Origin of the sequence: Pseudomonas sp. BYT-1 (genome assembly GCF_023611805.1) — a bacterium.
GTDB lineage: Bacteria > Pseudomonadota > Gammaproteobacteria > Pseudomonadales > Pseudomonadaceae > Aquipseudomonas > Aquipseudomonas guariconensis.
This window is the reverse complement of the sequence record NZ_CP072559.1, coordinates 3,942,642-3,967,479: the sequence shown is the minus strand read 5'-3', so window position 1 is coordinate 3,967,479 and position 24,838 is coordinate 3,942,642. Positions and strand designations below refer to the sequence as shown.

General features: G+C 62.7%; 19 protein-coding genes, 4 tRNA genes and 1 pseudogene. 20 read left to right on the top strand and 4 right to left on the bottom strand.

What is annotated here, in order from left to right:
• Positions 1–35 precede the first annotated feature (35 nt).
• The 17 genes and pseudogenes from asd to J5X93_RS18320 all read left to right on the top strand — a co-directional run bounded on the left by asd (position 36) and on the right by J5X93_RS18320 (position 16,178).
• Positions 36–1,148, top strand: a complete 1,113-nt coding sequence (gene asd / locus J5X93_RS18400; protein ID WP_043206838.1) for an aspartate-semialdehyde dehydrogenase — start codon at positions 36–38, stop codon at positions 1,146–1,148.
• Between the two features lie 268 nt (positions 1,149–1,416).
• Positions 1,417–2,421: an aspartate-semialdehyde dehydrogenase gene (locus J5X93_RS18395; RefSeq protein WP_182815970.1), complete on the top strand. Its 1,005-nt coding sequence runs from the start codon at positions 1,417–1,419 to the stop codon at positions 2,419–2,421.
• A gap of 71 nt (positions 2,422–2,492) precedes the next feature.
• Positions 2,493–5,174 carry a FimV/HubP family polar landmark protein gene (locus J5X93_RS18390; protein WP_250033800.1) on the top strand — a complete coding sequence of 894 codons (2,682 nt, stop codon included), beginning with the start codon at positions 2,493–2,495 and terminating at the stop codon, positions 5,172–5,174.
• Between the two features lie 169 nt (positions 5,175–5,343).
• Positions 5,344–6,198 (top strand): tRNA pseudouridine(38-40) synthase TruA, encoded by an 855-nt coding sequence (gene truA, locus J5X93_RS18385; RefSeq protein ID WP_043206829.1) that lies wholly within the window; start codon positions 5,344–5,346, stop codon positions 6,196–6,198.
• Between the two features lie 60 nt (positions 6,199–6,258).
• A complete protein-coding gene (locus tag J5X93_RS18380; protein ID WP_043206825.1) occupies positions 6,259–6,879 on the top strand; it encodes a phosphoribosylanthranilate isomerase in 621 nt (206 codons plus the stop codon).
• A 251-nt stretch (positions 6,880–7,130) separates the two neighbouring features.
• A complete protein-coding gene (gene accD, locus J5X93_RS18375) occupies positions 7,131–8,024 on the top strand; it encodes an acetyl-CoA carboxylase, carboxyltransferase subunit beta (RefSeq protein ID WP_043206823.1) in 894 nt (297 codons plus the stop codon).
• A pseudogene (folC, locus tag J5X93_RS18370) lies at positions 8,024–9,327 on the top strand (bifunctional tetrahydrofolate synthase/dihydrofolate synthase). Before accD ends, folC begins: the two are co-directional and overlap by 1 nt.
• A complete protein-coding gene (locus tag J5X93_RS18365; RefSeq protein ID WP_197853106.1) occupies positions 9,311–9,997 on the top strand; it encodes an SPOR domain-containing protein in 687 nt (228 codons plus the stop codon). The pseudogene folC and the gene J5X93_RS18365 overlap by 17 nt, the downstream one beginning before the upstream one ends.
• A 154-nt stretch (positions 9,998–10,151) precedes the next feature.
• Positions 10,152–10,706 (top strand): CvpA family protein, encoded by a 555-nt coding sequence (locus J5X93_RS18360; RefSeq protein WP_043206819.1) that lies wholly within the window; start codon positions 10,152–10,154, stop codon positions 10,704–10,706.
• A 42-nt stretch (positions 10,707–10,748) separates the two neighbouring features.
• Positions 10,749–12,254: an amidophosphoribosyltransferase gene (gene purF / locus J5X93_RS18355; RefSeq protein ID WP_043206817.1), complete on the top strand. Its 1,506-nt coding sequence runs from the start codon at positions 10,749–10,751 to the stop codon at positions 12,252–12,254.
• 15 nt (positions 12,255–12,269) lie between these two features.
• A complete protein-coding gene (locus J5X93_RS18350) occupies positions 12,270–13,481 on the top strand; it encodes an O-succinylhomoserine sulfhydrylase (protein ID WP_043206813.1) in 1,212 nt (403 codons plus the stop codon).
• On the top strand, positions 13,478–14,251 hold the full coding sequence (locus J5X93_RS18345; protein WP_043206810.1) for an SDR family oxidoreductase: 774 nt from the start codon (positions 13,478–13,480) through the stop codon (positions 14,249–14,251). Before J5X93_RS18350 ends, J5X93_RS18345 begins: the two co-directional genes overlap by 4 nt.
• Before the next feature lie 230 nt (positions 14,252–14,481).
• Positions 14,482–14,557, top strand: a tRNA-Val gene (locus J5X93_RS18340).
• 78 nt (positions 14,558–14,635) lie between these two features.
• Positions 14,636–14,712, top strand: a tRNA-Asp gene (locus J5X93_RS18335).
• Between the two features lie 99 nt (positions 14,713–14,811).
• Positions 14,812–14,888 (top strand) — tRNA-Asp (locus J5X93_RS18330).
• 136 nt (positions 14,889–15,024) lie between these two features.
• Positions 15,025–15,101 (top strand) — tRNA-Asp (locus tag J5X93_RS18325).
• Positions 15,102–15,302: 201 nt separating this feature from the next.
• Entirely contained in the window at positions 15,303–16,178 is an 876-nt protein-coding gene (locus tag J5X93_RS18320) for a DUF2242 domain-containing protein (protein WP_197853104.1), read from the top strand.
• Positions 16,179–16,407: 229 nt separating this feature from the next.
• Here J5X93_RS18320 and J5X93_RS18315 read toward each other — a convergent pair whose 3' ends face one another.
• Together J5X93_RS18315 and J5X93_RS18310 are read right to left on the bottom strand one after the other, a co-directional pair.
• Positions 16,408–17,448 carry an AraC family transcriptional regulator gene (locus J5X93_RS18315; RefSeq protein ID WP_250033797.1) on the bottom strand — a complete coding sequence of 347 codons (1,041 nt, stop codon included), beginning with the start codon at positions 17,446–17,448 and terminating at the stop codon, positions 16,408–16,410.
• Between the two features lie 4 nt (positions 17,449–17,452).
• Positions 17,453–18,571: a carbon-nitrogen hydrolase family protein gene (locus J5X93_RS18310; RefSeq protein ID WP_090344033.1), complete on the bottom strand. Its 1,119-nt coding sequence runs from the start codon at positions 18,569–18,571 to the stop codon at positions 17,453–17,455.
• A gap of 183 nt (positions 18,572–18,754) precedes the next feature.
• On the opposite strand from J5X93_RS18310, the gene J5X93_RS18305 reads away from it, so the two are divergent.
• The 3 genes from J5X93_RS18305 to J5X93_RS18295 all read left to right on the top strand — a co-directional run bounded on the left by J5X93_RS18305 (position 18,755) and on the right by J5X93_RS18295 (position 23,148).
• Positions 18,755–20,791 (top strand): NADPH-dependent 2,4-dienoyl-CoA reductase, encoded by a 2,037-nt coding sequence (locus J5X93_RS18305; protein WP_090343819.1) that lies wholly within the window; start codon positions 18,755–18,757, stop codon positions 20,789–20,791.
• Positions 20,792–20,955: 164 nt separating this feature from the next.
• The gene (locus J5X93_RS18300) at positions 20,956–22,179 is read left to right on the top strand and encodes a hypothetical protein (RefSeq protein ID WP_182815961.1); all 1,224 of its coding nucleotides are present in this window, start codon (positions 20,956–20,958) and stop codon (positions 22,177–22,179) included.
• A gap of 72 nt (positions 22,180–22,251) precedes the next feature.
• On the top strand, positions 22,252–23,148 hold the full coding sequence (locus J5X93_RS18295; protein ID WP_250033791.1) for a 1-aminocyclopropane-1-carboxylate deaminase/D-cysteine desulfhydrase: 897 nt from the start codon (positions 22,252–22,254) through the stop codon (positions 23,146–23,148).
• On the opposite strand, the gene J5X93_RS18290 is transcribed toward J5X93_RS18295, so the two are convergent.
• Positions 23,139–23,684 (bottom strand): cytochrome b, encoded by a 546-nt coding sequence (locus tag J5X93_RS18290; protein ID WP_090343824.1) that lies wholly within the window; start codon positions 23,682–23,684, stop codon positions 23,139–23,141. The genes J5X93_RS18295 and J5X93_RS18290 overlap by 10 nt on opposite strands.
• A 146-nt stretch (positions 23,685–23,830) precedes the next feature.
• Positions 23,831–24,820 carry a DUF1853 family protein gene (locus tag J5X93_RS18285; protein ID WP_250034906.1) on the bottom strand — a complete coding sequence of 330 codons (990 nt, stop codon included), beginning with the start codon at positions 24,818–24,820 and terminating at the stop codon, positions 23,831–23,833.
• Between the last annotated feature and the right edge of the window lie 18 nt (positions 24,821–24,838).

Sequence of the window (24,838 nt, the reverse complement as noted above, 5' to 3'; positions counted from 1 at the left end):
GATGGCGGCCCACTTTTAGCAAAGGTGTAGTTGCGATGAAACGTGTAGGTCTGATCGGTTGGCGAGGTATGGTCGGTTCCGTGCTCATGCAGCGGATGCTGGAGGAGCAGGATTTCGACCTCATCGAGCCGGTGTTCTTCACCACGTCCAACGTGGGTGGCCAGGGTCCGAATGTGGGCAAGGACATTGCTCCGCTCAAGGACGCCTATAGCATTGAAGAGCTCAAGACCCTCGACGTCATCCTGACCTGCCAGGGTGGCGACTACACCAACGAAGTCTTCCCCAAGCTGCGTGAAGCCGGCTGGCAGGGTTACTGGATCGACGCTGCTTCGTCCCTGCGCATGCAGGATGACGCCGTGATCATCCTTGATCCGGTCAACCGCAAAGTCATCGACCAGCAGCTCGACGCTGGCACCAAGAACTACATCGGCGGCAACTGCACTGTCAGCCTGATGTTGATGGGCCTGGGTGGTCTGTTCGAAGCGGGCCTGGTCGAGTGGATGAGCGCCATGACCTATCAGGCCGCCTCCGGCGCCGGTGCGCAGAATATGCGCGAGCTGATCAAGCAGATGGGGGGTATCCATGCGGCGGTCGCTGATGACCTGGCCAACCCGGCCAGTGCCATCCTTGACATCGACCGCAAGGTTGCCGAGACCATGCGCGGCGAAGCCTTCCCGACCGAGAACTTCGGCGTACCGCTGGCAGGCAGCCTGATCCCCTGGATCGACAAAGAGCTGCCGAACGGCCAAAGCCGTGAGGAATGGAAAGCCCAGGCCGAGACCAACAAGATCCTGGGACGCTTCAAGAACCCGATCCCGGTCGACGGCATCTGCGTGCGCATCGGCGCCATGCGTTGCCACAGCCAGGCGCTGACCATCAAGCTGAACAAAGACGTGCCGCTGGCAGATATCGAAGGCATGATCAGCCAGCACAATCCATGGGTGAAGCTGGTGCCGAACCAGCGTGAGATCAGCATGCAGGAACTGAGCCCGACCAAGGTGACTGGCACCCTGAACGTGCCGGTTGGCCGTCTGCGCAAGCTGAACATGGGTTCTCAGTACCTGGGGGCCTTCACGGTCGGTGACCAACTGCTGTGGGGCGCTGCCGAGCCGCTGCGTCGCATGTTGCGGATCCTGCTCGAGCGTTGATCGCACCTTTGCTTTGACCGAGAACCCACGCCTGGCGTGGGTTTTCTGTTTTTGGGGCGGGTGTTGGTGTTGCGAGGTGGAAGGTATATCCACTTGATAGGGTGACGCTAGTTCACCATTGCGCCGTAAAGGCGCAAAGCGCCAGTGGCGCCCCCACAAAAAATGGATATGCTCAAAACTCCAAGCGCCCAAGCCCAAGCAAAACTACTCCCCATCGCCCAATCCAAGTAAAGTGCCGCACCCTAAGTTCCACCAGAAGGACCCAACCATGCCCCAGCCCATAGACATCGCCATCATCGGCGCCACCGGCAGCGTCGGCGAAACCCTCGTCCAGATCCTCGAGGAACTCGAATTCCCCGTCGCTACCCTGCACTTGCTGGCCAGTATGGAATCCGCTGGCAGCAACATGATGTTCGCGGGCAAGAAACTGCGCGTCCGGGAAGTCGACAGTTTCGACTTCTCTCAGGTCAAGTTGGCGTTCTTTGCCGCAAGCCCCGCAGTCACCCGTAGTTTTGCTCCCAAGGCCCAGCAGGCCGGTTGCTCTGTGATCGACCTGTCCGGAGGACTGGAGCAGGCATTGGCTTTGGTCCCGGAAGCCAACGGGGACAAGGTTGCCCAGCTCAAGCATCCCGCGCTAATTGCCAGCCCCAGTGCAGCGGCCGTCGCGCTGGCGGTGGCGCTGGCCCCGCTCAAAGGCTTGCTCGACATCGAGCGGGTACAGGTGATGGCTAGCCTGGCCGTGTCGGCCCAAGGCCGGGAGGCGGTGAGCGAACTGGCCCGACAGACAGCCGAACTGCTCAATGCCAGGCCGCTGGAGCCGCGCTTCTTCGATCGTCAGGTCGCTTTCAATGTGTTGGCGCGGGTCGGTGCCGCCGACGAGCACGGTCATACCAGCCTGGAGCGGCGCTTGGTCGATGAGTTGCGTGTGCTGCTCGACCTGCCGGCGCTGAAAATCTCCGTGAGCTGCGTTCAAGTCCCGGTGTTTTATGGCGATAGCTTCAGTGTGGCGGTGCAGAGCCGTCGCCCGGTCGACCTGGTCGCGGTCAATGAGGCGCTCGAGGCTGCACAAGGTATCGAGCTGGTCGAGCCGGATGATTATCCGACGGCTGTCGGCGACGCAGTGGGGCAAGACGTGGTCTATGTTGGTCGTGTACGCCATGGCATCGACGAGCAGGAACAACTCAACCTTTGGCTGACGACCGATAACGTGCGCAAAGGGGCCGCCCTTAACGCCGTGCAAGTGGCCGGATTGTTGATAAAAGACATGGTGTAAAAGATACTGGCGCGTACTTTTGTCCTACACCACACGCAGGTCTAGGGACGATTCTTAGAAGGGAAGAGGTCATGCTTCGAATTCGCAAACTGGTTCTGGCCATGGCAGCAGCCTCGGCGCTGTCGTCGGGCATGGCCAATGCCCTCGGGTTGGGTGAGCTGACCCTCAAGTCGGCGCAGAACCAGCCGCTGGACGCCGAGATCGAACTGCTCGACGTGCGTGACCTCACCACTGCCGAAGTGGCGCCGAGCCTGGCACCGCCGGAAGAATTCGCCAAGGCTGGGGTGCCTTACCCTTCCTACCTCGAAGACCTGACCTTCACGCCGGTGATCAACCCAAACGGTAAGAGTGTGTTGCGGGTGACTTCCAGCCAGCCGCTGCCGGCACCGGTGGTGAAATTCCTGGTCCAGGTGATGTGGCCTCAAGGTCGCCTGCTGCGTGACTACAACATGCTGCTCGATCAGCCCAAGGCTCAGGGCGAGGCGGCTTCCGCCGCTGGTATCGCGCCGGCGGTCAGTGGCGCGGGTCGCTACACCACCAAGCGGCGCGATACGCTTTGGCAGATTGCCGCGCGTAACACCCAGGGCGGCTCGGTCCAGCAGACCATGTTGGCTATCCAGGCCTTGAATCCGGATGCTTTCATCGGCAACAACATCAACCAGCTCAAGGTCGGGCAGGTGCTGCGCCTGCCTGACCAGCAGCAAATCCAGAACATCCCACAGGGCGAGGCCATTCGCGAAGTTGCCGAGCAGTACGCTGCCTGGCGTGAAGGTCGACGCCTGGGCCCGCGGGCCCGTCAGCTGGACGCGACCCGCCGAGGCGCTGCCGAGGCCGCACCGGCGCGCATCGCCCAAGGTGACAACCTGCGCCTGGTCAGCCCGGATGCCAAGGGCGCTGCGGGCGATGCCAAGGCGCTCAGCGACAAGCTGGCCGTGGCTCAGGAGAGCCTCGACACCAGCCGACGTGACAACGAAGAACTCAAAAGCCGCATGGCAGACCTGCAGAGCCAGTTGGACAAGCTGCAGCGTCTGATCCAGCTCAAGAACGATCAACTGGCCCGCCTCGAAGCCCAGGGTGCTGCAGCGCAGCCCCCTGCTGCAGCGGCCTTGCCAGGCGAGCCAGCTCCTGCGCAGCCTGCGGTCAGTGCCCAGCTGACGCCGGCCGAGCCCGTGGTCGAACCGGCGCCGGCAGCGGTGGACACGGCGCCTGTGGTCAAGGAAACCCCTTATCAAGGCGTGCTCGACGAGCTGCTTGGCAACCCGCTGTTGCTGGGGTTGCTGGCCGGTTCGACTTTCCTGGTGTTGCTGTTGTTGCTGCTGCTTCTGGCGCGCAAGCGCAAGGCTCAGCAGGAAGCGGAGAAACACTTGCGCATGGCGCGGGCTTTGGCTGAGGAAAATGAGCGCGGCCCTGACCTGAACATGCCGCCGGGCAGCTTCGATGACCTGGAGGTGTCGGCACCTAGCGTGACGCTGTCTCCCGCCGTGGTCGCAGCCTCCGCAGCGGCTGCCGTTGCCGCGGAGAAACCGGCTGCACCGGCACCGGAGCCCGCCCCTGCAATTTCGCCTGCGCCAGTGACCGATCCATTGGCCGGCCTGCTGGTCGAGGTCGACCAGAGCTTGGCGCAAGGCCGTCTGAACCACGCCGCTGACTTGCTCGAGCCGGCGCTGGCCGCTCACCCCGAGCGTGGCGACCTGCGTCTTAAGCTGATGGAGGTCTATGCCCGCCAGGGCGATCAGAACGCGTTCGCCAACGAGGAGCGCCAACTGGCGCCGACCGAGCAGAACAAGGCCGAAGTCGAGTCGCTCAAAGAGCGTTTCCCGGCGATGGTTGCAGTGGCCGCTGCAGGCCTTGGTGCCGCAGCCCTGGCTGCCGAAATGGACGCGCAGTACGTTCAGGACCTGCTGCAGGAAAGCACGGATGATGTCGCTGAAGGCAAACCTGCGCCAGAGCCCGAGCCAGAAGCCGTTACCCAGGTCGAGGCGGAGCTACAGCCGGAGCCTGAGCAGGACGCGATCATCGAGGCGCCAGCTATCGATGAAAGCGATCTGGACAGCGCCTTCGATCTCAGCTTGGATGATGACCTTCCTGAGGATGCGGCGCTTGAGCTGCCGCAAGAGCCCGTGGTCGCCGAAGAACCCGTTCTGGACAGTGCCGAACCTGTCGCACCCCAGACCGATGCCGACGAAGATTTCGAAGCCTTGCTCGAGCAGGCCCAGGTCCAGACCGAACCACAAAGCCTGGACGATCTGGCCGACTTCGATCTGGACATTGGCGAGGCGCAGTCGCCGGAGCCTGCTCCAGTGGAGACCGAAGAGGCACCGGTGGATGTGGCGGCTGAGTTGGCGGCCTTCGACGAGATTCCAGAGTTCGATCCAATCTCCGAACTGGAACTGCCGGAAGACTTCGACCTGTCCCTGTCGCTGGACGATGAGTCGCCTGCGGCCAAGAGCTTTGCCTCGGAGCTCGACGACGTCAACGCCGAGCTGGACAAGCTTTCCCAGAGCCTTGAGTCGCCTTCGCTCGAGCCGCATTTCACCGCCGAAGATGCCGCCCAGGAGCTTGATCCGCTGGATGACCTGGACTTCGATTTCTTCTCCGGCGCTGACGAAGTGGCGACCAAGCTGGATCTTGCTCGCGCTTACATCGACATGGGCGACCACCAAGGCGCGCGAGACATCCTCGACGAAGTGGTCAAGGATGGTGATGACAACCAGCGCCAGGAAGCCGAGGAGATGCTTTCGCGCCTGGTGTAGTACCTTCCCGAGGCCTGGCCCATTCCCACGCGCGCAGCACAGGTGGGGCGGGCCCGCCTGTCAAGATAGCGCCGCTGTAATACGGCCGGTCCCCCGATAACGGCAGCCCTTGTGGCTGCCGTTGCCGTTATAATGCCGGCCTTTCGTTCCATCCACAGGTTTCAGGTTCTTGGACATCAACGACATCGAGGCAGCCGAATCGGCAGCCGAAGGCTACTCCCGCATCGCCTTGGGCGTGGAATACAAAGGCTCGCGCTACCGTGGCTGGCAGCGTCAGGCCAGTGGCGTGCCAAGCGTCCAGCAAGCCTTGGAGCAAGCGCTGTCGACGGTGGCCAACGAGCCAATCTCAGTGATCTGTGCCGGGCGCACCGACGCCGGAGTGCATGGCTGTGGCCAGATCGTTCATTTCGATACCCGCGCGGTGCGCGATGAGCGCGCCTGGACCATGGGCACCAATTTCAATCTGCCCAACGACATCAGTGTCACCTGGGCACGGCCGATGCCTGCGAATTTCCATGCCCGGTTCAAGGCCGTGGCACGGCGCTATCGTTATGTCATCTACAACGACCCGATCCGCCCCGCGCACCTGGCCGAGGAGGTCACCTGGAACCATCGGCCGCTGGATGTCGAGCGCATGGCCGAGGCGGCGCAGTTCCTGCTGGGGACCCATGACTTCAGCGCGTTCCGGGCCAGCCAGTGCCAGGCCAAGTCGCCGATCAAGCACATCTATCACCTGCGCGTCACTCGCCACGGCAAGATGATCGTGCTGGACGTTCGCGCCACGGCGTTCCTCCATCACATGGTGCGTAACATCGCCGGTGTGCTGATGACCATCGGTGCGGGCGAGCGCCCCGTGACCTGGGCGCGCGAGGTGCTCGAAGGACGCAATCGTCGCGAGGGCGGGGTAACGGCCCACCCCTACGGCCTGTATCTGGTCCAGGTGGAATACCCCGAGGTCTTCGCCTTGCCGCAACGTTACATCGGTCCACACTTTCTCACCGGGTACGAAGCATTGGCAGACTGACGGGCGAAACGTCATTTGCTACCATCCGGCCTTTAACCGCCCACTCAAGGTCCGCCGTCCATGAGCAACGTTCGCAGCAAGATCTGCGGGATTACCCGCATCGAGGACGCCCTGGCGGCCGCCGAAGCCGGTGCCGATGCTATCGGCTTGGTCTTTTATGCCAAGAGCCCGCGTGCGGTGGATGTGCGCCAGGCGCGTGCGATCATCGCCGAGCTGCCACCATTCGTGACTACGGTGGGCTTGTTCGTCAATGCATCGCGGTGCGAGCTCAACGAGATTCTCGAGGTGGTGCCGCTGGACCTGCTACAGTTCCACGGCGACGAAACCCCGGCCGATTGCGAGGGTTACCATCGGCCCTGGATCAAAGCGCTGCGGGTGCGCCCTGGCGATGACCTGCATGCTGCCTGCCAACACTATGCAGGGGCTCGAGGTATTCTCCTGGACACCTACGTGCCGGGCGTGCCGGGCGGCACTGGCGAGGCCTTCGACTGGTCGCTGGTACCTGCTTCGCTGAGCAAGCCGATCATCTTGGCCGGTGGCCTGTCCGCGGATAACGTCGGTCAGGCCATCGCCCAGGTGCGCCCCTACGCCGTGGATGTCAGCGGCGGGGTTGAGCAGGCCAAGGGCATCAAGGACGCGGCGAAGATCGAAGCCTTCATGCGTGCGGTGAAACAGGCGTGACGATGGATGTGACGGCTGCCCGCGCGGCATCGTCCATAGCTTTCGCAGCCCGGTGCTGCCAAGCCTGTTCCTCGGACAGGTGGTGCGGATCGCCGGCATGACAGATTGACGATGGCCCGACCGCCAGGTCGGCTCCGCTTCAATGCGGGCCCCGGACCGGGTCATCATCGTTTCATTGAAGAACATGAGCTCAAGGGCAGGGCATGGCCGGCCAGACCGGCCCCCGCCCACCGATACTGGAGAAAGAAAGCATGAGCAACTGGTTAGTCGACAAACTGATCCCTTCGATCATGCGTTCCGAGGTGAAGAAGAGCTCGGTGCCTGAGGGCCTGTGGCACAAGTGCCCGGCATGCGAGTCCGTGCTGTATCGTCCGGAGCTGGAAAAGACCCTGGATGTCTGCCCCAAGTGCAACCACCACATGCGCATCGGCGCCCGTGCTCGTATCGACATCTTCCTCGACCCCGAGGGGCGTGCCGAGCTGGGGGCTGACCTCGAGCCTGTGGATCGCCTTAAATTCCGTGACGGCAAGAAGTACAAGGATCGCCTGACGGCAGCCCAGAAGCAGACTGGCGAGAAGGACGCGCTGATTTCCATGAGCGGCACCCTGATGGGCATGCCGATCGTGGTCAGCGCCTTCGAGTTCTCCTTCATGGGGGGCTCCATGGGCGCCATCGTGGGCGAGCGCTTCGTACGTGCCGCCAACTACGCCTTGGAAAACCGCTGCCCGATGGTCTGCTTCTCCGCTTCGGGCGGCGCGCGCATGCAAGAGGCCCTGATTTCGCTGATGCAGATGGCCAAGACTTCGGCTGTGCTGGCCCGCCTGCGGGAAGAAGGCATTCCGTTCATCTCGGTACTGACCGACCCGGTCTACGGCGGTGTTTCCGCAAGCCTGGCGATGCTCGGCGACGTCATCGTCGGTGAGCCGAAGGCGCTGATCGGCTTCGCCGGTCCTCGCGTGATCGAGCAGACCGTCCGCGAGAAGCTGCCGGAAGGCTTCCAGCGCAGCGAATTCCTGCTCGAGCACGGTGCCATCGATCTGATCATCTCCCGTGGCGAGCTGCGTCCGCGTCTTGCCCGCCTGCTGGCCCAGATGACCGGCCAGGCGACTCCGGCGCAAGCCCTTGAGGCGGCTGCCGTCGCGTGATGAGCACTCGCACTCTGGGTGACTGGCTCGCCTACCTCGAACAGTTGCACCCATCGGCCATCGACATGGGGCTGGAGCGTTCGCAGCAGGTGGCGGCGCGGCTCGGGTTAGGCAAGCTGGCGCCCCGGGTGGTGACGGTTACCGGTACCAACGGCAAAGGCTCGACCTGCGCATTCGTGGCATCACTGCTCCGGGCGCAGGGGCTTAAAGTCGGCGTGTACAGCTCGCCTCACTTGTTGCGTTACAACGAGCGGGTGCGCATCGACGGAGCCGACGCCAGCGATGAACGCCTGTGCGAGGCGTTCGCTGCCGTGGAGGCAGCCCGTGGCGAGATCTCCCTGACCTACTTCGAGATGGGTACGCTGGCGGCGTTCTGGCTGTTCCAGCAGTCCGCGCTGGATGCCGTGGTGCTCGAGGTCGGCCTGGGTGGCCGTCTGGATGCGGTCAACCTGATCGACGCGGACCTGGCGTTGGTCACCAGCATCGGCGTGGATCACGCCGATTACCTGGGCAATACCCGCGAATCCGTTGCCTTCGAAAAGGCGGGTATCTTCCGTCAGGGCAAGCCGGCCCTGTGTGGCGATCTGAACCCGCCACAGCCTTTGCTGGACAAGGCGCGTGAACTTGCTTGCCCGTTCCTGCTGCGGGGTCGCGATTTCGATCTTGCAACCACTGACCAGCACTGGCAGTGGCGTGGCAGCCGGCTCGACGGCAGCAGCGTGGAACTGCATGACCTGCCTTTGCTTGACCTGCCGATGGAGAATGCCGCCCTGGCGCTGCAGGCCTACTTGCTGATGGGCTTGCCTTTCGAGGCTGGGCAGATACGCCAGGCGCTGCTCGATACCCAGGTTACCGGTCGTCTGGACCGCCGCACGGTGCAGTGGCAAGGCCGGCGTCTGGAGCTGTTGCTGGATGTGGGGCACAACCCCCATGCTGCCGAATACCTGGCTGCCCGTTTGGCCGCGCGCCCGATCAAGGGGCGTCGCCTGGCGGTGTTCGGCCTGCTCGCCGACAAGGATCTGGAGGGCGTGATCGCGCCGCTCAAGGGCGTTGTCGATGAATGGGCGGTGGCACCGCTGCAAACGCCACGCAGTCGTCCGGCCGCGGAGCTGGTAGCAGCCTTGACGAACGTCGGTGCAGCGGTGAAGTCTTATGCCAGCATCGATGCGGCCCTTGAGGGGCAATGCGCGCAGGCGACGGCGGACGATCAGATCCTGCTGTTCGGTTCGTTTTTCTGTGTTGGCCAAGCCCTGGAATGGCTAGAGCGGCAAGCTCCGGAGGAGTAGATGGCAGTGCTGGATAAAGGGATCAAGCAGCGCATGGTGGGTGCGTTGGTGCTGGTGGCGCTGGCGGTGATTTTCCTGCCGATGCTGTTCACCCGCGAAGACGAGATGCGTCAAGTGCGTGTCGAGGCGCCTGAGGCGCCTGCCATGCCGAGCTTGCCGCAGGTGCAGGTCGAGCCTGTGCAGGTACCGGAGCCCCAGCCATTGCCCGACGTGTCGGAGCCGGTGCCGGAGCAGCCAACTGTGGTGGTCAACGAATCCAGTGCGCCGATGACCACGCCGAGCCAGCCGATTACGCCATCCCCGACCCAGGCCGCCCAGGCACCAGCTCCCAAGCCTGCACCAACGCCCACGCCGAAGGCCGAGACGCGTCCGGCCGCCACGCCTGCACCTGCAGCGACAGCCAGCACTACCAAGCCAGCCGCGCCCTCCAAGGTCGATGTCAATGGTCTGCCGGTGAGCTGGTCGATCCAGTTGGCCAGTCTTTCCAATCGCGCTGGCGCCGACAATCTGCAAAAAACCCTGCGCAGCCAGGGCTACAACGCCTATATCCGTGCTGCCGACGGCATGAATCGTGTCTATGTCGGGCCACTGATCGAGCGGGCCGAGGCTGAGCGCCTGCGGGATGTGATCAATCGCCAGCACAACCTCAAGGGCTTTGTGGTGCGCTTCCAGCCAGAGCGCAACTGATCCAGAATGCCTGCGCAGCCTGTCCCGGCTGCGCAGGCTTGCACCCGGACCTGCGTCGCCAGAGGCAAAGTCGCCCTAATGGGCTGACATTCCGCTTACCCCAAACCCGCCGCTCTGGTAAAATGCGCCGCCTCAAACGTCGGCAGGCAACACCGTGGCATTTACCTGGGTCGATTGGGCGATCATCGCGATCATCGCCATTTCCTCACTGATCAGTCTCAAGCGCGGCTTCGTCAAGGAAGCCTTGTCCCTGCTCATCTGGATCATTGCCGGTGCGGTCGCCTGGATGTTCGGCGGCTCCCTTTCGCAGTATCTTGAAAGCTATATCCAGACGCCATCGGCACGCATCATTGCCGGCTGCGCCATTCTTTTCGTCGCCACCTTGCTGGTGGGGGCCATGATCAACTTCCTTATCGGCGAGCTTATTCGCGTGACCGGGCTGTCCGGCACCGATCGTTTCCTCGGCATGGCCTTCGGAGCTGCGCGCGGGGCCTTGCTGGTGGTGGTGGCCATTGGGCTGTTGAGCCTGGGGCCGGTACAACAGGATCCGTGGTGGCAGGAGTCGCGCCTGATACCACAGTTTCTATTGGTCGCTGACTGGTCCAAGAACCTGATTCTGGGATTCACCGGTCAATGGATGTCCAGTGGGATCAGCGCACCGGCTGATCTTCCGTTCAAGGAACAGTTGCTCGGGCCTACCAGGCCTTGAGCGCTTTTCAATCAAGTTTCATCAAAGTAGGGGTTGCGTCGCATGTGTGGCATCGTCGGTATCGTCGGTAAGTCGAACGTCAATCAGGCGCTGTATGACGCGCTAACCGTGCTCCAGCACCGCGGCCAGGACGCTGCCGGTATCGTGACCAGCCACGACGGCCGGTTGTTCCTGCGCAAGGATAACGGCCTGGTACGTGATGTCTTCCAGCAGCGCCACATGCAGCGCCTGGTCGGTCACATGGGCATTGGCCATGTCCGCTACCCGACCGCGGGCAGCTCCACCTCGGCCGAGGCTCAGCCGTTCTATGTCAACTCGCCCTATGGCATCACCCTGGCGCACAACGGCAACCTGACCAACGTCGAGCAACTGGCCAAGGAGATCTACGAATCGGATCTGCGCCACGTCAACACCAACTCCGACTCGGAAGTGCTGCTCAACGTGTTCGCCCATGAGCTGGCCGTGCGCGGCAAGCTGCAGCCGACCGAGGAAGACGTGTTCGCCGCGGTCTCCCACGTGCACAGCCGCTGTGTCGGTGGCTACGCTGTGGTGGCGATGGTTACCGGCTATGGCATCGTCGGCTTCCGTGACCCCAACGGTATCCGTCCGGTCGTGTTCGGTCAGCGTCATACCGACGAGGGCGTCGAGTACATGATTGCCTCCGAAAGCGTTGCCCTGGATGTGCTCGGTTTCACCCTGATCCGTGACCTGGCGCCGGGCGAAGCGGTGTACATCACCGAGGAAGGCCAGCTGTTCACCAAGCAGTGCGCCAACAACCCTAAACTTCAGCCGTGCATCTTCGAACATGTTTACCTGGCCCGCCCGGACTCGATCATGGACGGCGTCTCGGTGTACAAGGCGCGCCTGCGCATGGGTGAGAAGCTGGCCGAGAAGATCCAGCGTGAGCGCCCCGATCACGACATCGACGTGGTCATCCCGATCCCAGACACCAGTCGTACCGCTGCCCTGGAGCTGGCCAACCACCTGGGTGTGAAGTTCCGCGAAGGCTTCGTCAAGAACCGTTATATCGGCCGGACCTTCATCATGCCCGGCCAGGCCGCACGCAAGAAATCGGTGCGCCAGAAGCTCAATGCCATCGAGCTGGAATTCCGCGGCAAGAACGTGATGCTGGTGGACGACTCCATCGTGCGCGGCACCACCTGCAAGCAGATCATCCAGATGGCCCGCGAAGCCGGTGCCAAGAATGTCTACTTCTGCTCCGCGGCCCCCGCGGTGCGCTATCCCAACGTCTACGGCATCGACATGCCGAGCGCTCACGAACTGATCGCCCACAACCGTACCACCGAACAGGTGGCCGAGTTGATCGGCGCCGACTGGCTGGTCTACCAGGACCTGCCTGACCTGATCGAATCGGTCGGTGGCGGCAAGATCAAGATCGAGCACTTCGATTGCGCGGTGTTCAATGGTGAATACGTCACTGGCGACATCGACGAAGCCTACCTTGAGCGTATCGAGCAGCAGCGCAACGATTTGGCCAAGGCGAAGAATCAGGCTGTCAGCGCGATCATCGACCTCTACAACAACTGATTTGGGAGCGACGGCATGACCGATCAATGGGATGCCGGTCGACTGGACAGTGACCTCGAGGGTGTCGGTTTCGACACCCTGGCGGTGCGCGCCGGTCAGAACCGTACACCGGAAGCCGAGCACAGCGAAGCGCTGTTCCTGACCTCCAGTTATGTCTTCCGCACGGCCGCCGATGCGGCTGCGCGCTTTGCTGGCGAAACACCCGGCAACGTCTATTCGCGTTACACCAACCCGTCAGTACGCGCTTTCGAGGAACGTCTGGCGGCCATGGAAGGCGCCGAGCAGGCCGTGGGGACCTCCACTGGCATGGCCGCGATCCTGGCCGTGGTGATGTCCCTGTGCAGCGCTGGTGATCATGTGCTGGTGTCGCAGAGCGTGTTCGGCTCGACCATCAGCCTGTTCGAGAAGTACTTCAAGCGTTTCGGCGTGCAGGTGGACTACGTGCCGTTGGTCGACCTCAGCGGGTGGGAAAAGGCCATCAAGGCCAACACCAAGCTGCTGATCGTCGAGTCACCGTCCAACCCGCTGGCCGAACTGGTCGATATCGCCGCACTGGCCGAAATCGCCCACGCCCGCGGCGCGATGCTGGTCGTGGATAACTGCTTCAGTACCCCGGCATTGCAGCAGCCGCTCAAGCTCGGTGCCGATATCGTCTTCCACTCCGCGACCAAGTTCATCGACGGCCAGGGCCGTTGCATGGGTGGCGTGGTGGCTGGGCGCAGCGAGCAGATGAAAGAAGTGGTGGGCTTCCTGAGGACCGCCGGCCCGACGCTCAGCCCGTTCAACGCCTGGATCTTCACCAAAGGTCTGGAAACGCTGAAGCTGCGTATGCGCGCCCACTGCGAAAGTGCCCAAGCGTTGGCAGAGTGGCTGGAGAAGCAGGAGGGTGTGGAGAAGGTTCATTACGCCGGACTACCTAGCCATCCGCAACACGAACTGGCTAAGCGCCAGATGAGTGGTTTCGGCGCGGTGGTCAGTTTCGAGGTCAAGGGGGGCAAAGAGGGCGCGTGGCGCTTCATCGATGCGACCCGCGTGATTTCCATCACCACCAACCTGGGTGACAGCAAAACCACCATCGCTCACCCTGCTACCACCTCCCATGGGCGTCTGACGCCGCAGGAGCGTGAAGCCGCAGGCATCCGCGACAGCCTGATCCGCGTCGCTGTCGGCCTGGAAGACGTGGCTGACCTGCAAGCCGATCTGGCCCGCGGTCTGGCGGCGCTGTGATCGACTGGAAGGGCGGTGAGCCGGGCCACAATGGTCGGGTCGCCTTGGTCACCGGTGCCGCTCGCGGCATCGGACTGGGCATCGCCGCTTGGCTGATCTGCGAAGGTTGGCAGGTGGTGCTCAGCGACCTGGACCGCGTGCGGGGTTCCAAAGTGGCCAAGGCCCTGGGCGACAATGCCTGGTTCGTGTCTATGGATGTCGCCGACGAGGCCCAGGTCAGCGCTGGCGTCTCTGAGGTGCTGGCGCAGTTCGGCCGTCTGGATGCCTTGGTCTGCAATGCGGCTATCGCCAATCCACACAACCAGACCCTGGAGAGCCTGTCGTTGTCCCAGTGGAACAGGGTGCTGGCGGTCAACCTCAACGGGCCGATGCTGCTGGCCAAGCATTGTGCGCCCTACCTGCGCGCCCATGGCGGGGCCATTGTCAACCTGACATCCACCCGGGCCCGGCAGTCAGAGCCGGACACCGAGGCCTATGCGGCGAGCAAGGGTGGCCTGTTGGCGTTGACCCATGCACTGGCCATGAGCCTTGGGCCGGAGATTCGCGTCAATGCGGTCAGCCCTGGCTGGATCGACGCCCGGGACCCTTCCCAGCGCCGTGCCGAACCGCTGACCGAGGCTGATCATGCCCAGCATCCTGCGGGCAGGGTAGGGACGGTGGAGGATGTCGCGGCGTTGGTGGCCTGGCTGTTGTCACGCCAGGCAGGGTTCGTCACCGGCCAGGAGTTCGTGGTCGATGGCGGGATGAGCCGCAAAATGATCTACACCTGAGCTGCAGGCTTTTAGCCACAAGCTGCAAGAGGGGACCGTGAGGTCCCTTCGTCATTTGTGGGACAGGACTACTTGCTACAGCGGCAGGCGTTTCCTTGTCGCTTGCCACTCGCAGCTTGTAGCTTTTTCGGCCTTTTTGAAAAAAAATCCAATGGGGCTATTGACTTAGCTTCGGTACCTGCGTAAATTTCGCGGCCTCAGCGAAGCAAACGCACCAAGCAACACTGCGAGGGTGATTAGCTCAGCCGGGAGAGCATCTGCCTTACAAGCAGAGGGTCGGCGGTTCGATCCCGTCATCACCCACCACTTCCTGAGATGTTCCTGACCCAGGAGACTTCGTAAGAAGCTTCCTAATTGAGAGGAACCGGACGCAAGTCCATATGCGCAGCGGTAGTTCAGTCGGTTAGAATACCGGCCTGTCACGCCGGGGGTCGCGGGTTCGAGTCCCGTCCGCTGCGCCACTTTTTCTTCAGATGGGTGTCATCACCGGTCTGAGGTCTGAAGGCCAAGAGCAGTTCAGGCCGATCCCAGTTTCAATCAGGTGAAAGCCTGAACGATACGCAGCGGTAGTTCAGTCGGTTAGAATACCGGCCTGTCACGCCGGGGGTCGCGGGTTCGAGTCCCGTCCGCTGCGCCATCTTCGCTTCGAGGTCCCATGAACACCTTGAAGCAACAATCAAAGCGATCAGCGTGTCGCTTTTTTTGTGCCTGCCTTTCGAGCCGTGATCGAAAGGGGGATCCCAGTTTCAATCAGGCGCAAGCCTGAGCGATACGCAGCGGTAGTTCAGTCGGTTAGAATACCGGCCTGTCACGCCGGGGGTCGCGGGTTCGAGTCCCGTCCGCTGCGCCATCTTCGCTTCGAGGCTCCATGAACACCTCGAAGCAACACGAAAGCGACCTTAGGGTCGCTTTTTTGCTTTCTGGGCCCGCCTCACTCAAGTGGGCCTGCTTGTCGATTATATGAATTTTGCCCAGCCAAGCGTGCAACGCGGTTTCAGTGATGAGCCATGTGTTGCACAATAGGCGCAGTTTGTCCTACCCGGAATCCATGATGTCCAGAACCTCCGTCTTCGGTGCGCTCGGGCTAGCCCTTGTGCTGGCGGGCGTATCCGGTTGCTCCTCGAAGAAGCCCGCCATCTACGAGCACGAAAACTTCGACGACTCGGGCACGTTTTCGCGCAGCTTCCCGGTCAGCGAAGCTGGCTCGTGCGAGGCAGCCCGGCGTGCGCTGCTCAGTCAGGGTTACATCATCACCAGCAGCGGTGCCAACCAGATCGCGGGTAACAAGAGTTTCCAGCAGAACGCCGAGAATCACCTGCAGATCAGCTTCAACATCACCTGTGTCCCGGACAGCGGTGATGAGCAGCGCTCCACCATGTTCGCCAACGCCCTGCAGGATCGTTATGCGCTGAAGAAATCCAACACCTCTGCGAGCCTTGGCGTGGGCGTGCTGGGTTCGGTATCCATGCCTATCGGTTCGACTGACGATTCCATGGTCAAGGTGGCCAGCGAGACAGTCACTGCGCCGCAGTTCTACGAGCGCTATTTCGCCTTGGTCGAAAGTTACCTGCCAAAGCCTAAGAAAGTGAAAAAGGCCGAGCCCAAGGTCGAGACGCCCAAGTCCGAAAAGCCGGCTGCTGATCTGGGGCTGCCAGAGCAGACCTCTGCACAGCCTGTGGCCGCGCCGCTCGCGGTCAGCGCACCGGCTTCGACAGCTGAGCCCGTACCGCCCCCAGCCCCCGTGGCAGGCCCAGTTGCAGCCCCAGTTGCACCCGCAGCCCTCGCGGCGCCTGCCAGCGAAGTACCGGCGGCCCCCATGGTCGATGATAGCCAGGGCTCGCAGCCTGTCACCCCGCCTGCCGAACCTGCGCCGATCCAGGTGCAGCAGGAGGCTCCTGTAACCGAGGCGGCGCCTGCGCCTTTGTAAAGGCGATCACCTAACTTCCCGAATGTCGGCTACGTTTACCTTTCATAAACCTGTCATGAAACCTTCATCCGTCCCGCTTAGCGTGACGGCATGACCGAACAGATGAATGAGAAGAGGAAGCAAGCCAATGGATGACTATCAGGAAGAGCTGCTCGAATACCAGGCCTATGAGCTGGACCCTATGGAGCCGGCGGACGACGCCACCGAGCTCTAGCATTTCACACAGGCCTTAGCCCACCCGCCGCTGATTGCGGCGAAACTCCCCCGGCGTCAGGCTGGTCCAGCGCTTGAATGCGCGCTGGAAGGCCTCCGCCGAGGCAAACCCCAAAAGATAAGCGATTTCACCGAAGGCCAGCTCCGTATCGCGGATGTAGGTTTCGGCGAGGTCGCGGCGTGTGTCATTGAGCAGGCTGCGAAAGCGCGTGCCTTCCTCGGCCAGCTTGCGACGCAAAGTCCAAGTGGGTAGTTGCAGGTGACGCGCCACGGCTTCAAGGTCCGGTTCCTGTCCACCATTGAGCAACGGGCCGAGCAGATGAGTGATGCGTTCACCCAGGCTGCGCACGCGGGTGCGTTGGGCCAATTCCGCTTCGCACAGCTGCAACAGGTGCTGCCAGGTGCTAGGGCAATGCTGGAGGTTGGGCAAATCCAGGGTGGCGCGGTTCAGGCGCAATTGGTTGCTGGATGCGCCAAACTGCACCGGGGTTGCGCTAAACGCCTGGTATTGGGCCGCATAGCTGGGCGCCTGGAATTCGATCTCCATGCGCTCGGCCTGCACCGAGTGGCCTGCCAAGTGCGAGAGTTGGGCCAGCCAGCCAGCCAGCAGCGAGTCGACCACGAAACGGTTGTAGGCATTGTAGGGGCTGATGGAGTAGAAGCGCAGCCAAGCGCCGTGGGCGTCCTCCTGAAAGCTCGACTGGCCCCGGTAATTGGCGGCATACAGCGGCTCGAAGTGCAGCAGGGCACGCGCGGCCTCGCCCAGGGTCGGGGCCTGGGCTGCCGTGACGCCAGCCAGCCCTGCCTGGGCCAGACGACTCAAGCGGCCCATGTGCAGGCCTAGGGCTGGTTCGCCGCACAGCTCGATGGCGGCATGGCCCAAATGCATGTAGCGGGGAATCGACAGGCGTGCGCCCGCTTCGGCCAGGCGAGGGTGGTCCAGTCCATAGCGGCGTAGGAGAGGAGCCGGGTCGTGGCCCAGTTGCTGGAGTGCTTCGCCCAGCGGTTGGACGAAGCCCACCGAGAGGTCGCCCAGGCGTACGCGAGGCCGGGTCATGGGGTTACAACCAAAGGTTCAGCAGGCGGGCACCCTGGCTGGAAGTGCCGGCCAAATGCGTGCCTGCCTGGTTGGCAAAGCCCTGTCCGTCACTGCCTTGTTCCCAAAACTGGCCACGCAGGAATACGCTCAGGCTTGGGGTGATGCTGTTGGCGGTCAGGGTCAGTTGTTGCCAGGCCGTCTGTTCGCTGACTTCGCCACGTTGCAGTGGCAATTCGGCCGTCGCGTCCTGGTGGCGGTTGCCGCGCCAGGGTGTATTCCAGGTGTCCTTGCCGCTGAGGAAAACAGGATTGGCGATCAGATCCACCGACTGCTGCGCCAATTGCCGGTAGTTTTCCGGGTACCAGCTGTCGCTGCCCACCAGCACGCCGAGGCGGCCAGCCGGGGTCTGAATGACCTGCAAGGGAAACTTGCGTCCGTGATGGACGTAGCGGCGTACTTCGCTGTCCGGATACTGTTGGCGTTGGGGTTGGCCCAGTACCGAACCGTCACCGCCGAACACCAGGCTGCTGTTGAACAGAGGGCCGCTGCCGGGGCGCAGCACGCCGTTATCCAGGTAGGGCGCGGGCAGGACGATGGAGCCTGCCACCAGCGTCACGCCGAACTCCTTGGCCAGGCCACCGAACAGTTGCTGATAGTCGCTGGCCATCTGTTCGGCCTTCATTCGCAGGTGGGCGTCGGAGCGGCGATCGTCACCGGTCGCGGTGAGCATGGCCAAGCCGTAGCGCAGTGGGTTGCTCACCTCCAGCCACTGCCAGGCTTCGTGGCGCTGGGTGACCTGGTACAGCTCGTTCTTTTCGCCCCGGGCCCAGAGCCAAGTGCCGATGTGTTCCGGCAACACCACCACTGTACGCGGGCTGACCAGACCTTGGGCGCGAGCCTGTTCCAGATAGGCTGACAGCTTGCGGTGCAGACGTTGCAGGTTCTGGTAATCGCCCGGGTAGAGCACCGGTTCGATTCCCAGCAAGTTGCCGTGTTCGCCCGGTACGCCGTGATTGAGCGCCAGTTCGATTCGCAAATCGGAAAGGTAATGGCCTTCCGGTCGCTGCATCGTCCAGAAGCCGTAGCCGCAGAGGGCGGCGATCATCACCAGCGCTAGAGCGCCTGCCAGGAGTTTTCGCATGAAGCGCCAAGGCACCTTCACTGTATAGGGTGTCCTAGGGTAGACCTGCTGTGCAGGAGGATCAATAAGTTGTCAGTTTCGATCATTGAGCCTGTTCAAACGGCTGTTTAATGTCGCTGTCTATAAACGACGGGGCCTGCGAGGCACCCGCGCTCCGTGATCCTGCCACCTGGGAGTTCATCCATGGCCGCCACCCTTTATCCGCACCTGCTGGCCCCGCTCGACTTAGGTTTTACCACCTTGCGCAATCGGACCTTGATGGGCTCGATGCACACAGGCCTCGAGGAGCGCCCAGGTGGTTTCGAACGCATGGCCGCCTATTTCGCCGAGCGGGCTCGGGGTGGTGTCGGCCTGATGGTCACCGGTGGCATCGCGCCGAATGACGAAGGCGGGGTGTATTCCGGCGCGGCCAAGCTCAGTACCGAGGAGGAGGCCGACCAGCACCGGATCGTCACCGAGGCTGTGCATGCCGCCGGTGGCAAGATCTGTCTGCAGATACTGCACGCCGGGCGTTACGCCTATAGCCCACGCCAAGTCGCGCCCAGCGCCATCCAGGCGCCGATCAACCCGTTCAAACCCAAGGAGCTGGACGAGCAGGGCATCGAGAAGCAGATCGCCGACTTCGTCAACTGCGCCACGCTGGCCCAGCGCGCGGGCTACGACGGCGTCGAAATCATGGGGTCGGAAGGCTACTTCATCAACCAGTTCCTCGCCGCCCATACCAACCAGCGTACCGACCGTTGGGGCGGCAGCTACGAGAACCGCATGCGCCTGGCCGTTGAAATCGTGCGCCGGGTGCGTGAGGCAGTCGGGACCGATTTCATCATCATCTTCCGCCTGTCGATGCTCGACCTGGTGGAAGGAGGCAGCACGTGGGACGAGATCGTGCTGCTGGCCAAGGCCATCGAGCAGGCCGGGGCTACCTTGATCAACACCGGAATCGGCTGGCACGAGGCGCGCATTCCAACCATCGCCACCAAGGTGCCGCGCGCGGCTTTCACCAAAGTGACCGCCAAGCTGCGGGGCGCTGTGAGCATTCCGCTGATCACCACCAACCGTATCAACACGCCGGAAGTGGCCGAAGCCGTGCTGGCTGAAGGCGATGCCGACATGGTGTCCATGGCCCGACCATTCCTGGCTGACCCGGAGTTCGTCAACAAGGCCGCCGCAGGCCACAGCGAAGAGATCAACACCTGCATCGGTTGCAACCAGGCCTGCCTGGACCACACCTTCGCCGGCAAGCTCACCAGTTGCCTGGTCAATCCTCGTGCCTGCCACGAGACCGAGCTCAACTACCTCCCAGTCACCCAGATCAAGCGCATCGCCGTGGTCGGTGCGGGCCCCGCGGGCCTGGCCGCGGCTACTGTGGCCGCCGAACGTGGTCACCAAGTGACGCTGTTCGACAGTGCCAGTGAGATCGGCGGGCAGTTCAATGTCGCCAAACGTGTCCCAGGCAAGGAAGAGTTCCATGAAACCCTGCGTTACTTCCGCAACAAGGTGGCGCGCACCGGTGTCGACCTGCGTCTGAATACTCGGGTCGGGGTCGATCAGCTGGTGGCGGGCGGTTTTGACGAGATTATTCTCGCCACCGGCATCAGCCCTCGCACACCGGCCATTCCAGGCATCGAGCATGCGAAGGTGTTGAGCTACCTGGACGTGCTGCTCGAGCGTAAACCGGTCGGTAAGCGCGTGGCGGTGATCGGAGCGGGCGGCATCGGTTTCGACGTATCCGAGTACCTGGTACATCAGGGGGTGGCTACCAGCCAGGATCGCGAGGCGTTCTGGAAAGAGTGGGGCATCGATACCCATCTCGAGGCCCGTGGTGGTGTGGCAGGCATCAAGGCCGAGCCGCATGCGCCAGCGCGGCAGGTGTACCTGTTGCAGCGTAAGAAAACCAAGGTCGGCGATGGCCTGGGCAAGACCACAGGCTGGATTCACCGCACAGGCCTGAAGAACAAGCGGGTACAGATGCTCAACAGCGTGGAATACCTGGCCATCGACAATGATGGCCTGCATGTGCGTATCGGCGAGGGCGAGCCGCAAGTGCTGGCAGTGGACAATGTCGTCATCTGCGCGGGTCAGGAGCCGCTGCGTGAGCTGTACGACGGGCTGGTCGCGGCGGGGCAATCGGTGCACCTGATCGGTGGGGCGGACGTTGCGGCGGAGCTCGATGCCAAGAGGGCAATCAACCAGGGGTCGAGGCTGGCTGCTCAATTGTGATCGTCTAGAGGGCGCGGGGGCTTTGCATCCCCCGCAGTTTGTTCCGCTTCCCGTGATCTCGGTCTTGGGAAGTTTCTTCAAAGACGCTCGGAAACGTCGCCTGTAGGGATGATCGGGATTACGCGTACGCTCCTGAAAGCTATCCAAGCTTATGAGAGCGTTGCATGTTTTCCACCAAAATCATTAGTGCATTTACAGCCTCGCGTCTATTCAGCACGAGCGTGTTGTTGTGGTTGTTAACTGCGCCGCTTGATGGTCAGACAGCAGAGGTCACTGTCAGTGCTCGTTACAAGGGGAATGTGACCGGAGCGTTTGAGAACACCACACCCCAGGCCAGCTTCTGCAGTATCTGGGTCGGTGTGTGCAAGGACTTCCAGGCGTTCACGGTGAGCTTGCCGCTAACCTACGACAAGGTGTCGACCCATCAAGCTGCGAATCCACGGGAACAGTTCTATATAAAGTTACCGGCACGTCGTACTGTTCAGGTGGTCCATGAAAAGGGCATCGACACCCATCAGCTGGTTTTCGAGATCACTCACAGCAGTCAGAAAATACAAGGCGACACAAATTTTTCCAATACGGCAAATCCTGTGTTCACGGCTTATCCTCAGGGCGGCTGCAGTTATCTGAGAACCTATCTGACTGCGCATCGGGCTTATTATCTTTGGGCAACGCGGTTACCCGAAAGTCCCTCGCCCTGTTATTCCAGCGGTCAGGGGGGGCAGCCAAAAGAGGTGTATTTCACCCCGGTGAGTGACATGGGGATCGGCTATAGACTGACCATGCCTTCAGCTTTGCGCATGAAGCAGGGCCTCTATCGAGGCAGTGCAAGCTTCACGGTGGGGCCGGGAGGTGATTTTGATCTGGGCGATGGCGTCAGCAATCTCAACTCGCCGACTCTCACAATCAACTTTGAACTGGACGTGCAGCACGCCTTCGTCCTGAACTTCCCCGCAGCGAGTGATCGTGCCGTGCTGGAACCTCCAGGGGGCTGGTCGCGGTGGCTCGGGGGTGGCACGCCGCCTTCTCGCCTGGAGCGCAGCCTGCGCTTGAACCTGTGGTCCACTGGCCCGTTCAAGGTCTATAAGACGTGTCAGTACGATCAAGGGACGAGCTGTGGCATTCGCAACGGCGCGGGGCATCAGGTGCCGGTAGACGTGGCCTTGACGCTGCCCTCAAGCGTGCAGCATGCCAATGCGCCTGTGCAGCGACTGACTATTCCGACCGGCCGCGCTAGCGCCCTGGCGTTTGACATGGCCATGCCCGTGGCTGGCCAGTCGGGGCAGTTGCACTTCGATGTCGTCTCCCAGCATGTCAAATCCATGCTCGACTATCCCGGCAGTGTGTATCAGGGCGATGTGACGGTATTGTTCGATGCCACGCTCTGAGCGGGTGCCCACCGGGTGCAAAGGCGCAGGACGGGGTGCACAGGAGCCTCCTGATCTCGATACACTCGCCTAATGTCTTACGCCTTTGCCGACCTTCCCCAAGCACCTTTGCAGCCGTTGTCCTTGCCCTGGCTCGAGCACGCCGGTGTCCAGCTCGCCGTGCTGCGGCTGGACTTGATCGACCCGCTGATCAGCGGCAACAAAGGCTTCAAGCTTCGCCACCACCTGCGCGACGCCCATGCCATGGGCGCCCCCGGGCTGATCAGCCTCGGCGGCAATCACTCCAATCACCTTCACGCCCTGGCGGCGGCGGGCAAGCGCTTTGGCTTCGCCACCGCGGGGCTGCTGCGTGGGCATCCGCAGGACACTGCCACCGTTCGTGATCTGCAGGCCTTTGGCATGGAGCTGCACTGGTTGGGTTACGGCGGCTACCGGGAACGTCACCAGGTAGGTTTCTGGACGCCTTGGCTGGCGCGCTATCCTGGGTGGTACTGCATTCCCGAAGGCGGTGGCGGGCTGGCGGGCGCCGAGGGTTGTCGACTGATCGTGGAGCAGGCGAGGGCGCAGCTACCGATGCTGGGTTGGACGGATTACCACGGCTGGTGGCTGGCGGTGGGGACCGGGACCACGTTGGCAGGCCTGGTGATGGCAGAGCAGGGCCGTCGTGGGGTGCATGGCGCCTTGGCGGTGCCACCTGGGCATGGCGTCGAAGAAAACCTCTCGGCCTTGGTGCAGGGCGGCTATGAACTGCATGGCGCGTGCCGTGGCGGATTCGCCCGGATCGACGATGAGCTGCTGGCGTTCATTGACCAGAGCGAGAGCGAAAGTGGCCTGCCGCTGGAAGCGGTGTACACCGGCAAGGCCTTGTTGGCCCTGCGCGATCAGGTCGTGGCCGGGCGTTTTGCGCGCGGCACACGCCTGATCTTCCTGCACACCGGCGGGCTGCAGGGACGTCGCGGTTACTTGTAGGGCAGCATGCGCAGCAGCGTGTCGTCGCGGCGCACATAGTGGTGATAGAGGCCGGCCACGGCGTGCAGGCCGATCAGCCAGTAGCCCCAACTGCCGACTCGCTCATGCCAGCCTTTGACGAATTTGGCCAGGTCTTGATCGGGCGCGACCAGTGCAGGCAGGTCGAGGCCATAGAAAGGGATCGGTTTGTCGGCGGCGCTGAGGATGATCCAACCGGCGATTGGCAGGCCGATCATCATCACATACAGCAGCAGGTGCACCAGGTGCGCCAGCCCCGTCTGCCAGGCCGGTGGCTTGGGGACGATCGGTGGCGTCGGGCGGCTCAGGCGCAGGGCCAGGCGCAGCCAGACCAACACGAACACCGTCAGGCCAAGCATGAAGTGCAATTCTTTCATCAGGTCGCGCTCGGCGCTGCCTTTGGGAAACAGACCGCGCAGCTCGATGGTGGCGTAGACCGCAGCCAGTAGCACCAGCATCAGCCAGTGCAGGGTGATGGACAGACGCGCGTAATGCGCCGTGGGCGTGGGTGAAGCCATGGTGGTTCCTCATCATCAGGTCGCAATTGCGCTCTTGAGTGGCGCGTGAGAGGTATTTTAATGGCAGGCTGGATTTTTTCTTTGCGCCAGGTCGATGAAATTTGTTCTTGGTGTGGCCCCGACGCGAGGTCGGGGCGCTTTGATTATCAAGCCGAGAGTTGCGGCCAACTGTCGGCGACCAGGAACACCCGCTCGGTCTCTTGCCAGGTACCGTCCCCGGCCACCTCCAGCCTGACCAGCAATTGCGCGCGCGCCTGATCGTCCAGTTCGCCCAGCCAGGCCTTGAACTGCAGGGGCGACCAGCACGCCGTGGCCTCCACCCGCGCCGGTGCCAGCCAGGCATGGCGGGGCAGGGGCTGCCAGCGTCCGGTTGGATTGGCCTGCTGGTAATCAGGCCAGTCGTTTCGACGCAACCAGCGCCCGCGCAGATGCTGTGCGTTGGCGCCGACCGGTGATTCGGCAAGCACTGGCCAAGGGTAGAACAGGTAGCCGCCGAGCCAGGCATGTGCCCGTGCCTCGTGCACCCCTAGCGATGCCAGGGCCTGGCGGCTCTGGGGCCAGGATGAGATCGTCAACTGATGGCGGGCCAGGTGGCCCAGTTTGCGGTCCAGGCGGTCATGGCAGCCCGGGCCCAGCCAGTGCGCCGGATCATGGCCGTCCCCGCCGGATGGCCCCAGGTAGAGCTTGATGGCCAATTCCAGATGGTGAACGCCTTCCCGGTCACGTACGACGATATCCAGCTCTCCCAGGGTGTGTCCGCCTTCGCGGATCGGCAGGTTGGCTGCCAGCAGCTCGACGCCGGGCGCCTGGCCCAGGGCGAACTGCCACAGGCTTTCGTAGTACAGCCCGAGGCGGTGGCTGGTGAGGCGGGCGAGCCAGTCGAGCAGCGCCTGTTCGTCTTGGTCCAGCGCCAGTAGCCACTGTCGCAGGCGTTCGGGGTCGTCCGCCCAGGCGCTGGCCGTCAACGGGTGACGTTGCGCACAGGGCGGTTGGCTCAGCAGGGCAGGCGACAACACTGTCCACGCCAGGTCGCGTACGGCGGGGCGGCGCAACTGGCCAGGGAGGTCGTGAAGATCGGCGAAAGGCGTCATCCAGCGAGCATAGCCGGTTTGCCGCTGGCTGGTCGTTTCGCCCATAATCCCAAGGGCCACACT

What these genes read in the sequence shown, in the direction of transcription:
- asd (WP_043206838.1), top strand. Translation starts at nt 36, where the DNA reads ATGAAACGTGTAGGTCTGATCGGTTGGCGAGGTATGGTCGGTTCCGTG.
- J5X93_RS18305 (WP_090343819.1), top strand. Translation starts at nt 18,755, where the DNA reads ATGGCCGCCACCCTTTATCCGCACCTGCTGGCCCCGCTCGACTTAGGT.
- J5X93_RS18380 (WP_043206825.1), top strand. Translation starts at nt 6,259, where the DNA reads ATGAGCAACGTTCGCAGCAAGATCTGCGGGATTACCCGCATCGAGGAC.
- J5X93_RS18350 (WP_043206813.1), top strand. Translation starts at nt 12,270, where the DNA reads ATGACCGATCAATGGGATGCCGGTCGACTGGACAGTGACCTCGAGGGT.
- J5X93_RS18300 (WP_182815961.1), top strand. Translation starts at nt 20,956, where the DNA reads ATGTTTTCCACCAAAATCATTAGTGCATTTACAGCCTCGCGTCTATTC.
- purF (WP_043206817.1), top strand. Translation starts at nt 10,749, where the DNA reads ATGTGTGGCATCGTCGGTATCGTCGGTAAGTCGAACGTCAATCAGGCG.
- J5X93_RS18390 (WP_250033800.1), top strand. Translation starts at nt 2,493, where the DNA reads ATGCTTCGAATTCGCAAACTGGTTCTGGCCATGGCAGCAGCCTCGGCG.
- J5X93_RS18285 (WP_250034906.1), bottom strand. Translation starts at nt 24,820, where the DNA reads ATGGGCGAAACGACCAGCCAGCGGCAAACCGGCTATGCTCGCTGGATG.
- J5X93_RS18365 (WP_197853106.1), top strand. Translation starts at nt 9,311, where the DNA reads ATGGCAGTGCTGGATAAAGGGATCAAGCAGCGCATGGTGGGTGCGTTG.
- J5X93_RS18290 (WP_090343824.1), bottom strand. Translation starts at nt 23,684, where the DNA reads ATGGCTTCACCCACGCCCACGGCGCATTACGCGCGTCTGTCCATCACC.
- J5X93_RS18295 (WP_250033791.1), top strand. Translation starts at nt 22,252, where the DNA reads ATGTCTTACGCCTTTGCCGACCTTCCCCAAGCACCTTTGCAGCCGTTG.
- J5X93_RS18315 (WP_250033797.1), bottom strand. Translation starts at nt 17,448, where the DNA reads ATGACCCGGCCTCGCGTACGCCTGGGCGACCTCTCGGTGGGCTTCGTC.
- J5X93_RS18310 (WP_090344033.1), bottom strand. Translation starts at nt 18,571, where the DNA reads ATGCGAAAACTCCTGGCAGGCGCTCTAGCGCTGGTGATGATCGCCGCC.
- accD (WP_043206823.1), top strand. Translation starts at nt 7,131, where the DNA reads ATGAGCAACTGGTTAGTCGACAAACTGATCCCTTCGATCATGCGTTCC.
- J5X93_RS18395 (WP_182815970.1), top strand. Translation starts at nt 1,417, where the DNA reads ATGCCCCAGCCCATAGACATCGCCATCATCGGCGCCACCGGCAGCGTC.
- J5X93_RS18320 (WP_197853104.1), top strand. Translation starts at nt 15,303, where the DNA reads ATGTCCAGAACCTCCGTCTTCGGTGCGCTCGGGCTAGCCCTTGTGCTG.